General features: G+C 67.9%; 12 protein-coding genes. 4 read left to right on the top strand and 8 right to left on the bottom strand.

Annotation, left to right across the window (positions count from 1 at the left end; genetic code table 11):
* Positions 1-44 precede the first annotated feature (44 nt).
* Positions 45-1,079 (bottom strand): LacI family DNA-binding transcriptional regulator, encoded by a 1,035-nt coding sequence (locus KY49_RS31790; protein WP_042588890.1) that lies wholly within the window; start codon positions 1,077-1,079, stop codon positions 45-47.
* Positions 1,080-1,082: 3 nt separating this feature from the next.
* On the opposite strand from KY49_RS31790, the gene KY49_RS31785 reads away from it, so the two are divergent.
* On the top strand, positions 1,083-1,961 hold the full coding sequence (locus KY49_RS31785) for a phosphatidylinositol-specific phospholipase C (protein ID WP_156162658.1): 879 nt from the start codon (positions 1,083-1,085) through the stop codon (positions 1,959-1,961).
* Positions 1,962-2,270: 309 nt separating this feature from the next.
* Here KY49_RS31785 and KY49_RS31780 read toward each other — a convergent pair whose 3' ends face one another.
* Positions 2,271-4,196 carry a potassium transporter Kup gene (locus KY49_RS31780; RefSeq protein ID WP_042588257.1) on the bottom strand — a complete coding sequence of 642 codons (1,926 nt, stop codon included), beginning with the start codon at positions 4,194-4,196 and terminating at the stop codon, positions 2,271-2,273.
* 274 nt (positions 4,197-4,470) lie between these two features.
* On the opposite strand from KY49_RS31780, the gene KY49_RS31775 reads away from it, so the two are divergent.
* On the top strand, positions 4,471-5,043 hold the full coding sequence (locus KY49_RS31775; protein WP_042588256.1) for a GNAT family N-acetyltransferase: 573 nt from the start codon (positions 4,471-4,473) through the stop codon (positions 5,041-5,043).
* On the opposite strand, the gene KY49_RS31770 is transcribed toward KY49_RS31775, so the two are convergent.
* The 6 genes from KY49_RS31770 to KY49_RS31745 all read right to left on the bottom strand — a co-directional run bounded on the left by KY49_RS31770 (position 5,016) and on the right by KY49_RS31745 (position 10,508).
* Positions 5,016-6,077, bottom strand: a complete 1,062-nt coding sequence (locus KY49_RS31770; RefSeq protein WP_042588255.1) for an alkene reductase — start codon at positions 6,075-6,077, stop codon at positions 5,016-5,018. The two genes, KY49_RS31775 and KY49_RS31770, sit on opposite strands and share 28 nt — an antisense overlap.
* A gap of 45 nt (positions 6,078-6,122) precedes the next feature.
* Positions 6,123-6,431 carry an ArsR/SmtB family transcription factor gene (locus tag KY49_RS31765; protein WP_010089687.1) on the bottom strand — a complete coding sequence of 103 codons (309 nt, stop codon included), beginning with the start codon at positions 6,429-6,431 and terminating at the stop codon, positions 6,123-6,125.
* Positions 6,432-6,579: 148 nt separating this feature from the next.
* Positions 6,580-7,875: an IclR family transcriptional regulator gene (locus KY49_RS39185; RefSeq protein WP_331456577.1), complete on the bottom strand. Its 1,296-nt coding sequence runs from the start codon at positions 7,873-7,875 to the stop codon at positions 6,580-6,582.
* A 153-nt stretch (positions 7,876-8,028) separates the two neighbouring features.
* Positions 8,029-8,838: a GntR family transcriptional regulator gene (locus tag KY49_RS31755; RefSeq protein ID WP_080495310.1), complete on the bottom strand. Its 810-nt coding sequence runs from the start codon at positions 8,836-8,838 to the stop codon at positions 8,029-8,031.
* A 45-nt stretch (positions 8,839-8,883) separates the two neighbouring features.
* A complete protein-coding gene (gene murQ / locus KY49_RS31750; protein WP_042588254.1) occupies positions 8,884-9,789 on the bottom strand; it encodes an N-acetylmuramic acid 6-phosphate etherase in 906 nt (301 codons plus the stop codon).
* Positions 9,790-10,004: 215 nt separating this feature from the next.
* Positions 10,005-10,508 carry a GNAT family N-acetyltransferase gene (locus KY49_RS31745; protein ID WP_322261468.1) on the bottom strand — a complete coding sequence of 168 codons (504 nt, stop codon included), beginning with the start codon at positions 10,506-10,508 and terminating at the stop codon, positions 10,005-10,007.
* A gap of 111 nt (positions 10,509-10,619) precedes the next feature.
* Between KY49_RS31745 and KY49_RS31740 the strand changes: the two genes are divergently transcribed.
* On the top strand, positions 10,620-11,270 hold the full coding sequence (locus KY49_RS31740) for a GntR family transcriptional regulator (RefSeq protein WP_042588253.1): 651 nt from the start codon (positions 10,620-10,622) through the stop codon (positions 11,268-11,270).
* Entirely contained in the window at positions 11,267-12,514 is a 1,248-nt protein-coding gene (locus KY49_RS31735) for a dicarboxylate/amino acid:cation symporter (RefSeq protein WP_042588252.1), read from the top strand. Before KY49_RS31740 ends, KY49_RS31735 begins: the two co-directional genes overlap by 4 nt.
* Positions 12,515-12,929 lie beyond the last annotated feature (415 nt).

Raw genomic sequence — 12,929 nt, 5'->3', positions numbered from 1 at the left:
GCACGCGATCGCGCCACTCATGCCGCGCGCCACCGCGCCGGGCGTTATTCGCAACTGTGACGCCGCACGCATTCGACCGGCACGATGCGCGTGCGCGATTTGCCGTCGGCCATGCCGTCCTGCGCGTCGATCCGCTCCGCCAGCATGTCGATCGCGGCGTTTGCGAGTGCTTGGGTGTCCTGTCGAAGCGTCGTGAGCCGATACACGTCATACGCGGCGGCAGGTATGTCGTCGAAGCCGATCACGCGCAGGTCATCCGGCACGCGCAGGCCGAAGCGCTGCCGCGCGGTGTCGATCACGCCGAGCGCGAGCAGGTCGGACGAGCAGAACACGCCGTCCGGGCGCGCATCGCCGGCGAGCAGGCGTTGCGCGGCCTCGACGCCGCATTCATAGGTATCGGACGACGTGTCGTGAATGCGCACGAGCGCCGGGCCGCCGGGTTCTCCGCGGCGCAGCGCTTCGGCGAACGCGTCGGCGCGCGATTTCGCGCTGTAGCTCGTGTCGCGCGGCCCGACGAACGCGAGCCGGCGCGCGCCTGCCTGCGCGAACAGGCGCGCGGCGTGGCCGGCGCCGTCTGCGTTGTCGCTGACGACGACGTCCGCGCCCGGCAGGTTCGCCGCGCGGTTGATCATCACGACCGGAATCCGGTGCGCGAGGTACTGGCGCGCGACCGACAGCGGCGGCGACGCGGACGTCATCACGAGCCCGGCGACCCGGTAGCTGAGCAGCCGCTCGAGCGACTGGCGGATCTGGCGCGGGTCCTCCGCGTTCGTCACGAGCGGCGTGAGCCCGCGATGCCCGAGCGCGGCCATCAGGTCCGACAGCAGCCGCGCGCGAAACGGATTCTCGAAGCCCGCGGTGACGACGCCGATCATGCTGCTGCGCTGCGTGATCATGTCGCGCGCGATCAGGTTGACCTGGTAGCCGAGCGCGCGCGCCGCGCTCATCACGCGCTCGCGCGTTTCGGGCGCGATGCTCGCGCTCGGCGAGAACGCGCGCGACACCGCCGAGCGCGATACGCCGGCCCGCGCCGCGACGTCGGACGCGGTGATCCACTGTTTTTTCTGTCTGTCTGTCATCCAATGATCCATTCGCACCACGACCCACGCCTGCCGCTTGCCGACTGGATGTCGACGCTCGACGACGGGCGATCGCTGCATACCCTGACCGTACCGGGCAGTCATGACACCTGTGCGTATACCGTCGACGATCCGCTCGTCCGCACGCAACGCGCGCCGCTCGACGCGCAGTTGATGCACGGCGTGCGGATGCTCGACATCCGCTGCCGGCACGTGTTCGACGAATTCGAGATTCATCATGGCGGGATCGCGCTCGGCATGACGTTCGACGACGTGCTGGCGACCTGCGCGGATTTTCTTGCCGCGCATCCGGGCGAGTGCATCGTGATGTCGGTGAAGGACGAATGGCCGGCGCACGCGTGCCGCCGCGGCTTCGACGCGACGTTCGATGCGCATCGCGCGCGGCATCCGGGGCTGCGCTGGCACGCCGGCGGCGCGATTCCCGCGCTCGGCGACGTGCGTGGCGCGATCGTCCCGTTGCGACGCTTTCGCAGCCGCCGCCCGCTCGGGATCGACCTGAGCGAGTGGCCGGACAACATGACGTTCACGATCGACCATCCGGACGCGGCATTCGTGATCCAGGACGAATACCGAGTGCCGGTCGCGGCGTCGATCGAACACAAATGGCAGGCGATCGACGCGCTGCTCACGCACATGCCGTCCGCCGACAGCGGGCGCTGGGCGATCAATTTCTGCAGCGGGACGGGGATGGGCGCGAATCCGTCACGCGTTGCACGCGGCGAAGGCGAGATGAAGGGGATTCATGCGAGGCTCGCGCAACGGTTGCGCACGCATCACGGGCCGTGCGGGATCGTGCTGCTCGATTTCTGCGAGGCCGACGATTGGGCGCTCGTGCGCGCGCTGGCCGCCCGGAACGGGTAGCCGTGCCCGGTGCGCACGCGGCGCTAGGGTCTGTTTACATGCGGAACGCGCATGCGTTGCCACGAGAACGGCCGCTCGCGAGGCGCGCGACGCCGCGAATACTGGACGTATCGCCAAGGAGCGCAACGCGGCGAGCGGCCGTTCTCGTGGCAACCCCAAATTAAAAAAATCATGTCACGGGAATGCCCGAAATCGCCCGTATGGCGGCGTCGCGCGTCGCTTGTTTGGCTCGGCCAAACGGCGCTCCTTGCTCCTTGCCCTACGAGCGATTTCGGGCATTCGCATGCGCGTTCCGTATGTAAACAGACCCTAGATCTCGACCCGCGCGCCGACTTCGATCACGCGGTTGGCCGGCAACTTGAAGAATGAGGCGATATTGCCGACGTTGTGCAGCATCACCGCGAACAGGCGTTCGCGCCATAGCGCCATCCCGTGGCCGGGTGTCGGCACGACCGACGCACGGCTCAGGAACCACGACGTCTCCGCCGGTACGAACGCGAGCCCCGCTGCGTTGCTTTCACTGAGCGCCTTCGGCAGATCGACTTCGTCCTTGAATCCGTACGTGATCGTCACCTGATGACAGCCGGGGCAGAGCAGCTGCGCCCGCACGCGTTCGCTGTCGGGCACCCATGGCACCTGCGCGGTGATCACCGTCACGAACATCACGCGTTCATGCAACACCCGGTTATGCATCAGGTTGTTGACCAGCGCATGCGGTACCGCCTCCGGGGTCGGCGTCAGGAAAATCGCGGTGCCGCTCACGCGAGCCGGCGAGCGCGCGAGCAGCGCGTTCAGGTAGGGCTTGAGCGGCGTCGTGCCGGCGCGCACGCGCGCTTCGGCCAGCAGCATTTCCCAACCGCGGCCCCAGGTTGCCATGATCGTGAACACCACCGTGCCGATCGCGAGCGGGAACCAGCCGCCCTCGACGATCTTCAGCAGGTTCGCGGAGAAGAACATCGCGTCGATCGCGAAGAAGAACGCGGTCGCGAGCACGCAGAGCAGCCAGTCGTAGTGCCACGCGTAGCGGACGACGAAGAACGTGAGGAACGTCGTGATCAGCATCGTGCCGGTGACCGCGATGCCGTAGGCGGAGCCGAGCGCGGTGGACGAGCCGAAGCCGAGCACCGCCGCGACCACCGCGGCGAGCAGTGTCCAGTTGATGCCGGGCACGTATATCTGGCCCATTTCCTGCCCCGACGTGTAGACGATGTTCATCCGCGGCAGGAAGCCGAGCTGCATCGCCTGCTTCGTCATCGAATAGGTGCCGGAGATCACGGCCTGCGATGCGACGACCGTCGCGATCGTCGCAAGCGCGATCATCGGCGGGATCGCCCATTGCGGAAAGAGCCGATAGAACGGGTTCTGCAGCGCGCCGGGATGGGCGAGCAGGAGCGCGCCCTGGCCGAGGTAATTGAGCGCGAGTGAGGGGAACACGACGCCGAACCATGTGACGCGAATCGGCCGCTTGCCGAAATGGCCCATGTCCGCATAGAGCGCTTCGGCCCCTGTCAGCGACAGCACGACGGCGCCGAGCGCGACGAACGCGAGCCAGCGGTGATGCAGGCAGAAGGCGAGGCCACGCAGCGGATCGAGCGCGAACAGAATGGCCGGCATCCGGGCAATATTGACGGCCCCCGCGATGCCGATCACGACGAACCACGACACCATCACCGGCCCGAACACGGCGCCGATCCCGCTCGTGCCGCGCTTCTGCATGATGAAGAGCGCGATGAGCGCCGCCAGGGTGACCGGAATCACGTAGGTTTTCAGCACCGGCGCCACGACCTCGAGGCCTTCGACGGCGCTCAGCACCGAGATGGCCGGCGTGATCACGCTGTCGCCGAAAAAGAGTGACGCACCCATCACGCCGACGACGAGCAGCGCGCGGCGCAGCCGCGGACGCGACGCGACCGACGAGGCCGCGAGTGCGAGCAGCGCCATGATGCCGCCTTCGCCATGGTTGTTCGCGCGCAGGATCAGCACTACGTACTTGAGCGAGACGACCACCATCAGCGACCAGAAGATCAGCGACACGATCCCGACGAGATTGAATGCGTTGAGCGCCAGCCCGTTGACTGGATCGAACACGGTCGACAGCGTGTAGAGCGGGCTCGTGCCGATGTCGCCGTAGACGACGCCGAGCGCGGCAAGCGCGAGCGCCGGAAGGGCCGGCTTGTGTGGGCCGGGCATGCCGGGCCGGTCGGCGTCGGACGCGGCGGATGCAGAATGTTCCATCTGTCCCTCCGGATTCTGTCGCGCGGCAGCGAAACCGCTGCATGGCGGCTGCACGGGCCGTTGTGCGTCGTCGCGCGCGGCTCTGGGCGCTGCGGTTACAGAAAGTATAGGAACTGCCGGAAAACACTGACCGCGAGCAGCGATCAGAAGCCGCCGGCGATGACGAGCAGGGCGAACGCGCGGACAGCGTCACGGCGATCCGCGGGAACCGGGGACGAAACGTATGGCGTTTCGATTATAGTGAGACCCCTTCGAACCTGTCCGCCCCGAACTCATGACCGTTCCCGTCAGTATCCGCGTCGCGACACGCGACGATGCCGCCGCGATGGCCGCGGTGGAAGTCGCCGCCGCGCAGCGCTTTCGCGATATCGGCATGGCGCACATCGCCGACGCCGAGCCGACCGCCACGGCCGACGTGCTCGTGCGCATCGACGCGGGGCGTGCGTACGTCGCGACCGACGCGCACGGCGCATGCGTCGGTTTCGCGTTCTATCGGCTGCTGGATGCGCACCGGCTGTATCTCGAGGAGCTGGACGTCGCGCCGTCGCACGCGGGGCAGCGGATCGGCGTGCGGCTGATCGAGCAGGTGACGGCGCGCGCGGTCGCGGACGGCGTCGCGCAGATCGTGCTGTCGACGTTCCGCGCGCCGCCGTGGAATGCGCCGTATTACCGACGCCTCGGCTTCACGGACATCGACGATGCCGCGCTCGACGAGACGCTGCGCCGGATTCGCGCGCACCACGTCGCGCTGGGCCTCGACGAGACGCAGCGCGTGTTCATGCGCCGCGACCTGCGCGATGAACACGCGGCGGGCGGCCGTCAGGCCGCGTCGCTGAGCGCCGGATAGTCGGTGTAGCCCGTTTCGCCTTTCGCGTAGTACGTTTCCGGCACCGGCTTGTTGAGCGGCGCGTCGAGTTCGAACCGGCGCGGCAGGTCGGGGTTCGCGATGAACAGCTGGCCCCATGCGATCGCATCGGCGTCGCCGCGTTCGAGCGCCTGTTGCGCGGTGTCGAGCGTGAACTTCTCGTTCGCGATCAGCGGGCCGCCGAACGCTTCCTTCAGCCGCGGGCTCAACGGGTCGCCCGTGTACGACTCCCGCGTGAAGATGAACGCGATCTTGCGGCGGCCGAGCTCGCGCGCGACGTAGCCGAACGTCGCGGCCGGGTCGGAGTCGCCCATCGTGTGCACGTCGCCGCGCGGCGCGAGATGCACGCCGACGCGTCCGGCGCCCCACACGTCGATCGCCGCGTCGACCACTTCGAGCAGCAGGCGCGCGCGGTTCTCGATCGGGCCGCCGTACGCATCGGTGCGGCGGTTGGTGCTGTCCTGCAGGAACTGGTCGAGCAGGTAGCCGTTCGCGCCGTGGATCTCGACGCCGTCGAAGCCGGCCGCCTTCGCGTTTTCCGCGCCCTTGCGGTACGCGGCGACGATGTCCGGGATCTCGTCGAGCTCCAGCGCGCGCGGCGTCACGAACGGGCGCTGCGGCCGCACGAGGCTCACGTGGCCGCCCGCGGCGATCGCGCTCGGCGCGACCGGCAGCGCGCCGTCGAGGAAGATCGGGTCCGAGATCCGGCCGACGTGCCAGAGCTGCAGGACGATGCGACCGCCCGCGTCGTGCACGGCGCGCGTCACGCGCTTCCAGCCCTCGACCTGCTCGTCGGACCAGATGCCCGGCGTGTCGGCATAGCCGACGCCTTGCGGCGTGACGGACGTCGCTTCGCTGATGATCAGGCCGGCCGATGCGCGTTCGGCGTAGTAGCGGGCCATCAGGTCGTTGGGGACGCGCACGTCGCCCGCGCGGGCGCGGGTGAGCGGCGCCATCACGATGCGGTTCGGCAGGGTCAGGTCGCCGAGGGTGACGGGGTCGAACAGGGTGGGCATGGCGATTTCCTTTTCATGGAAGGCGGGACGGAGGCCGGCGCGCGCTCAGAGTTCGCGGCGCATGGCGTCGAGAAACGCGTCGATGACCGCTTCGTTGCGCTTGAAGAACGCCCACTGGCCGATCCGCGTCGACGTCACGAGCCCCGCGCGCTGCAGCGTCGCCAGATGCGCGGAGACCGTGGATTGCGACAGCCCGCAACGCGCGTCGATCTGCCCCGCGCAGACGCCGTGGTCGTACGGCAGCGTCTGGTCCGGAAAATGCGCGGCCGGCGTTTTCAGCCAGTCGAGGATTTCCCGGCGGACGGGGTTGGCGAGCGCCTTGAGGATCGCGTCGATGTCGAGGTCGGTCGGCATGGGTGAGGTTTGTTCAGGCAAATGAGGATCGTCGATGGGCGAATCTTATATCGGAATTTGACGATATGTTGGAAGGCACTGATCCCAATGGGGGTGATAGTTTTCCGCAGGGAGTGGTTGCTGCCGCCGGGTGCGGCCCGCGTCGCGACTACGGCCCGGGACGCACGTCGCGCAGCAGCGTGGCCAGCTCGATCGCGGCCTGCTTGAGCGCCGGCGCGATGCGACGCAGGATCGCGTCGGCATCCGGTTGCGGCTCGACTGCACCGCAGCTCAGCGCCATCAGCGTCTTCGACACCCCGACGCGGACCGGCAACGCCATGCTCCACGCATCGCGCTGATTTTCGCCGAGCGACAGGCAGACGCCGGTCGCGCGCAGATCCGCGAAGGCCGCTTCGATGCCGGCCGCGATCGCGTTGGCCTGCGGGCCGGCCGCCTCGGTCAATTGCGCGACCTGGCGTCGCCGCAACGGGTCCGGCATCCCGCACAGCCACGCGCGCCCGATCGCGGTCGTGCCCATCGGCACGAGCGAGCCGACGCCCATCCGCGGCGTGGCGATCCGCGCGCCGGACCGGTGCGCGACATACAGCATGTCCAGGTGCTCTGACACGGCGAGCCCGACGGACGCGTCGAGCCGGTCGGCCAATTCCTGCATGAACGGCTGGGCGAGCGGCGTGACCGGATTGGCCGCGAGGTATGCCTGCCCGATGCCGAACACCTTCGGGCCCAGCTCGAAACGAGCGTCGCCAGCGACACGGCGAAGGAAGTCAAGGTCGACCAGCGCCGACGTCAGGCCTGACGCGGCCGATCTCGGCAAGCCGGTCCGCGACGCCAGTTCGCCGTTCGTCAGCGGCGCGCGGTCGGCGTGAAACGCGCGCAGCACCTGGAGCCCGCGATCGAGCGTCAGCGTGACGGGGCTGGATGGGGACATGGCGGTTCCCGTCTTGCGTGGCGAGGCCGACGCCGATGCGTGCGACCGGGCGCTCACTCGCTGGTCGCGAGTCGCGCTTGCAGCACCTGCGCTGTCCGGGGCGAGCACATCGACGTCGTCCCGCGTGCCCGGCAGCGCGCCGGTATCGGGCGCGTCTGCCTGGATGCCGGGATCGGCGAGCGCCGCGTAGCCGAGCGACAGCACGGCGGGCGCGAGCGCGTACTTTCGGCTCGAGTCGTCGTGATGCAGGTAGCCGAGCGCGACCAGCGACTGCAGCAGCCGCGACACGGTCGGCGCGGGAATGCCGGTTTCCAGCGCGATTTCCCGGTTTCCGAGCCAGCCCTTGTCCGGACCGAACGCGCACAGGATCGCGAGGCCGCGCGCCAGCGGTGTCGCCGTCGCGTCGCCTTCCGCGCGCTTGTCCCGGGGCCGCTTCGGCCGGGCAGGGTCGACACCGTGCGGACCATTGCGCGACCGCGTGCCGGTGTCGTGCGACAAGGGCCTGTCGGAATGCATGACGGTCTCCGTATTCTCCGTCCGGGCCGGCCCGTGAGCCGGCGCGGCGCTTCGTGCGGGTAATCCTCGAATCCTACTATGGCATCGGCGGGTCGGGCCGCGTGCTAGGGGATGCCCCATCAGGGTTCGCGCGCGCATCGCGCCCCTCGGCGTTCACTCGTGATCGAGCACCGCGACGTAGTCGTAACGGTCTCCGCGATACAGCGTGCGCGTCAGTTCGAGTGGGCATCCGTCGCTCGAGAACGAGCGGCGCTCGATGTACAGCACGGGGTCGCCCGCGCGGATGCCGAGCAGCTTGGCGTCGCGGGCCGACGCGAGTTCCGCGCGCAGCCGCTGGACCGCGCGCACCGGATGGACATCGGCATCCTGCAGTGCGCGGTACAGCGAGTCGCCGAAGTCGACGGCGCCGCTCAGCAGGTTGGCGGGCAGCGTCGCGCGTTCGATGGCCATCGGCACCGCATCGGCCGTCCTGACGCGTTCCAGGCGGATCACGCGCGCGTGCGGCGCGAGCCCGAGCGCGAGCAATTCGTCGGGCGACGGCCGGTCGAGCTCGCGGCGCAGCCACTGCGAACCCGGCTGGAGACCGCGCCGCTGCATGTCGTCCGAGAAGCGGGTGACCGGCGAAAGCTGTTGCTCGACCCGCGCGGCGACGAACGTGCCGGCGCCGCGCCGGGATTCGATCAGGCCCTGTCGCGTCAGCTTGTCGATCGCGCGCCGGACCGTGTCCCGCGACACCTGGAAGCGCTCGGCGAGGTCGCGTTCCGGCGGCAGGCCCTCGCCGGTCTTCAGCTTGCCGTCGACGATGGCCGCGCGCAGCAGGCGGGCGAGCCGCATCGATATCGACGATTCGGTGCCGTTGCCGGGCGCGCGAAGCGCCGCCACCTGCTCGGCGTCGAACAATTCGGCGCGGTCGGCCGCTCGCGCGCGCGGTCGGCCGCGCGCATTCTGATTCGAAGGTTTCATGTCGGCGATCGGGGATCGGGTGGGCGGCGCGCAGGGCAGCGCACGTCAAGCGGGCCCGGTTTGCGGAAGCGATGCGAGCGCCTTGCGGATCGAGCCGCCGGCCGTGCCGGCGAGCCGCTCGGCGCCGGCGCGGTCGATGCCGGCGACCAGCATCAGGATCGCGATGCGCGGACGGTTGCCCGCCTGTTCGAGCGCACGCTCCGCCGCGTCCGGCGGCACGCGGGCCGCCTGCGACACGATGCGGATCGCGCGTTGCCGGAGCTTGTGGTTGTGCGCCTGGACGTCGACCATCAGGTTGCCGTACGTCTTGCCGAGCGCGACCATCGAGATCGTCGACAGCATGTTGCAGATCATCTTCTGCGCGGTGCCGGCCTTCAGGCGCGTCGAGCCCGTCAGCACTTCCGGGCCGCAGTCCACCTCGATCGCGACGTCGGACAGCTTGCCCGCTTCGCTGCCGACGTTGCACGCGACGCAGACGGTGCGGCATCCGGTGTCCCGCGCATGGCGGAGCGCGCCGATCACGTAGGGCGTGCGTCCGCTCGCGGTCAGCCCCACCACCACGTCGTTGCACGTGAGGCCGATCGCGTCGAGATCGCGGCGCCCGAGCGCGTCCGAATCCTCGGCGGATTCGTTGATGCCCGCGAAGCCGCCCGCGACGATGCCGACGATGTCGCCGGGCCGCGTGCCGAACGTCGGCTGGCACTCGAGCGCATCGAGGTAGCCGATGCGCCCGCTGTTGCCGGCCCCGATGTAGATCAGCCTGCCGCCCGCACGCAGCGCATCGGCGATCGCGGCCACGGCGGACGCGATCGCGGGCAGCGCACGCGCGACGCATGACGCGACGCGCGCGTCCTCCCGGTTCATCAGCGCGAGCGCTTCGCCGATGCCGAGCGCATCGAGATTCGCGCTTTGCCCGTTGGGCTGTTCGGTGACGAGGTGCTCGAGACGCATGGCGGTGTGCCCTTCCTGAAGCAATCCGTCAAATAATAATTGGTATGGGTGAACTTGAAAACAGGTATGGCGACAGCGGCGCGATACGCGGCTGCGCAAAACGATGCCCGTGGGTATGTCGATATTTGGTACGGTCCAATTTTTTGCGAATGCAATCCTGCCGGCGCCGGCATGGCGATGCGGATCGATGCACGCGCCACGCCGTCGTCGCGGTGTCAACGCGTCACGGGATGCTTCATCAGATAGAACTTCAAGTCCGGGCGAGTCGGCATCGAGAACGGCGGCGAATCCGTGACGAAGCCCAGCGCCCGGTAGAAGTCGCGCGCGGATTCGCGCGCCGTGCACCACACCAGCTCCGCGCCGGCCTGCCGGGCCCGGCGGATGCTCAGGCGCACGAGAAGCTGGCCGAAGCCGAGCCCGCGCATCGGCGGGGCGACCGCCATCCCGCGAAGGCGCCACGCGCGCGGCGCCGGGTCGTCCTTCAGGCGCTCCTCGCAGATCGATGCGACCGCAACGATGTTCGCGTCGTCGCGAACGGCGAAATGCACGGTCGTCGGATCGTGATCTCCCGGCAACGCGCACGCTTGTTCATCTCCGACCAGCAAAACCGCAGCACGAAGCGGGTAGGTCTGTTCCGCCAGAATCTCTGCAATAGTGAACAATGCTCCTTTTGGGGGCATGGGTTTTTCCTTTTTTTCGGCACTGGTTTTCAGCCACACTACGAAATTTACCGCACTCGCATAAATTACAGTTGCCGGAATTCGAGCGGAAGGATAATCTCACACCCGGCCGATTCGATTTAAAAACAACCAGTGAAACTGTGATCGCAGATGACGGGGAAAATATTGACCAATGCCGAGAGCGCCTACGAGGAGATTCGCACGCGAATCTTTGACGGCCGGCTCACGCCTGGGCAAAAGATTTCTCATCGCGGCCTTGCCGACGAACTCGGTTTCGGTCAGATGCCGGTTCGCAGCGCGCTTCATCTGCTCGAGGCCGAAGGGCTCGTCACGGTCGTGGGAAAGAGCGGGACGTACGTCACGTCGCCCACCAACGACGACCTGCGGGAAATCTACGAAATGCGGCTGGCGCTCGAGAGCACCGCGGCCTATCTGGCGGCCCAGCGCGGGGCGACCGACGGGCTCAGGGAGTCGGCCGAACGCATGAGCCGGATTCTCGAGGCGGACAGCGGCGACATCATGCTCGAACAGCGCGTGGGATGGGTATTCCATCAGGAGCTGTTCGCGGCGGCGAAGAACCCGCGAATCTCGACGGCATACGAATTATTGCGCGGGCAGACTCTCGCTCTCAATGAATTGCCGCGCGGCGATGCGGAAACGGTGCGTCGCGGCACGATCGAGCATCTCAGGATTTATCAGGCGATCGTCGATAAAGACGGCGAACTCGCGCGGCGGCATATGTGGAATCACATCATCGACGGAACGCCTGCGCGAATCAAACTAATCCGGGCACAACAATGAATAACGACACCAATAAATCCTTGCTTCCGATCAAGATGTTCGCCGGCCTGGTGCTCGGGGGCGCATGCGGCGTATTCCTGCCGGACGTGGGTTCGAAGCTGGGATTCGTGACGGCGATTTTCGGGCATGCGATCAAGATGGTCGTCATGCCGCTGATTTTCCTGTCGGTGACGGTCGGCGTGTTTCGCGCGAGGCAGCAGCGCGGCCGGCTCGGCACCGTCGCGACGCTCAGCGTCGTGTTCTTCGTCGTGATGACCGCGCTGGCCGCGGCGCTCGGGCTGCTGCTCAACTGGGCGTTCCGCCCGGGGCTCGGCGCGAGCCTGACCCAGACGGGCACGATGCCGGCGCATCTCGCGTCGTCGATCGACTGGCTGCAATTCGTGGTCGACCTGATTCCCGCCAACATCGTCGCCGCGCTCGCGGCGGGCAACTCGCTGCCGGTGCTGGTGTTCGGCGTGCTGCTCGGCTCCGCGCTGGCCGCGGTCGCGGATCGCGCGGAACCGGCGATCGCGGTGTTCGAGGCGCTGCTGGCCGGCCTGTTCAAGCTGGTCGAGTGGGTGATCGCGTGGTCGCCGCTCGCGATCTTCGCGGCGCTCGCGCTGCTGTTCTCGACCAAGGGCATCGCCGCGCTCCATCCGCTCGTCAAGCTGCTGGGCGTCGCGTACCTCGGCATGGCGATCCTCGCGATCATCCTGACGGCAGTCATCAAGGCCACCGACCATTCGCCGCTCGCCGTGATCAGGAAGGTACGCGAGCCGCTGATCCTGGGCTTCACGACGCGTTCGTCGGAGATCACGTTCCCGCTTCACCTGAAGAAGCTGACCGAGATGGGCGTGCCGCGGGGCGTCGCGTCGACGATCCTGCCGCTCGCATACATCTTCAACCGCGACGGCGCGGTGCTCTATACGGCGCTCGCGGTCGCTTACCTCGGGGACGCGTACCACATCGTCTGGACGTGGCCGGTCGTGCTGATGATCGTGGTCCTGACGATCATCACGATCGACGGCGCGGCCAACGTGCCGTCCGGCGCGATCGTCGCGATCACCGTGATCCTCACGTCGATCGGCCTGCCGGCGGACGCGGTGCTGCTGATCCTCGGCGTCGATGCGTTCTTCGACATGGGGCGCACCGCGCTGAACGTCTATGCGAGCACCACGGCCGCGACCGTCGCGGTGCGGCTCGCGGGCCCGGACCACGCACAGGGCGAGGCCGAGCTGCGGCAGCGGAATCGGCAGCATGCGTGACGCCGGCGTCATGATGGACACCTGATGCAGGAAGCAGGAAGGATGTAGAGAGGCAGGACGGTCGTCGCTCGTGTTGAGAGCGCAGGCGACGACCGGAAATGAAACGGCCGACGGACATGCATCTGTTGGGCGGCAGCCCCTGGATCGTTGCGGATTGCCGGGAGCGCGCGCGAGTCGTATCGACGCGGCCGCGACGTTGCCATCTGCGATCACAGTTTTTTGGGAAGTTTCACCGGTTCTCACTCGGCACGGGTTCCATGTCTCGTGTCCCGCCTGACGGCGTTTACTTGCCTGGTTGGCGCCTCGGATTCGTCAGGCGGCTTTACCGCGCGCTTCTTCTCCTCGGGAGAAGCGCGCGTCTTTTATACCGATCTCTTCGAGCGCCGTAGCACGGCTGCTCGGGGAGACACCTCCG

Origin of the sequence: Burkholderia sp. MSHR3999 (assembly GCF_000833595.1) — a bacterium.
GTDB lineage: Bacteria > Pseudomonadota > Gammaproteobacteria > Burkholderiales > Burkholderiaceae > Burkholderia > Burkholderia ubonensis.
Note: the sequence above shows the minus strand (reverse complement) of the source record. Positions and strands in the feature narration are given on the sequence as shown.

Bases quoted from the DNA above. Each gene is read 5' to 3' on its own strand.
- KY49_RS31790 (WP_042588890.1), bottom strand. From the start codon at position 1,079: ATGACAGACAGACAGAAAAAACAGTGGATCACCGCGTCCGACGTCGCG.
- KY49_RS31770 (WP_042588255.1), bottom strand. From the start codon at position 6,077: ATGCCCACCCTGTTCGACCCCGTCACCCTCGGCGACCTGACCCTGCCG.
- KY49_RS31735 (WP_042588252.1), top strand. From the start codon at position 11,267: ATGAATAACGACACCAATAAATCCTTGCTTCCGATCAAGATGTTCGCC.
- KY49_RS31780 (WP_042588257.1), bottom strand. From the start codon at position 4,196: ATGGAACATTCTGCATCCGCCGCGTCCGACGCCGACCGGCCCGGCATG.
- KY49_RS31775 (WP_042588256.1), top strand. From the start codon at position 4,471: ATGACCGTTCCCGTCAGTATCCGCGTCGCGACACGCGACGATGCCGCC.
- KY49_RS31755 (WP_080495310.1), bottom strand. From the start codon at position 8,838: ATGAAACCTTCGAATCAGAATGCGCGCGGCCGACCGCGCGCGCGAGCG.
- KY49_RS39185 (WP_331456577.1), bottom strand. From the start codon at position 7,875: ATGCATTCCGACAGGCCCTTGTCGCACGACACCGGCACGCGGTCGCGC.
- KY49_RS31785 (WP_156162658.1), top strand. From the start codon at position 1,083: ATGATCCATTCGCACCACGACCCACGCCTGCCGCTTGCCGACTGGATG.
- murQ (WP_042588254.1), bottom strand. From the start codon at position 9,789: ATGCGTCTCGAGCACCTCGTCACCGAACAGCCCAACGGGCAAAGCGCG.
- KY49_RS31765 (WP_010089687.1), bottom strand. From the start codon at position 6,431: ATGCCGACCGACCTCGACATCGACGCGATCCTCAAGGCGCTCGCCAAC.
- KY49_RS31740 (WP_042588253.1), top strand. From the start codon at position 10,620: ATGACGGGGAAAATATTGACCAATGCCGAGAGCGCCTACGAGGAGATT.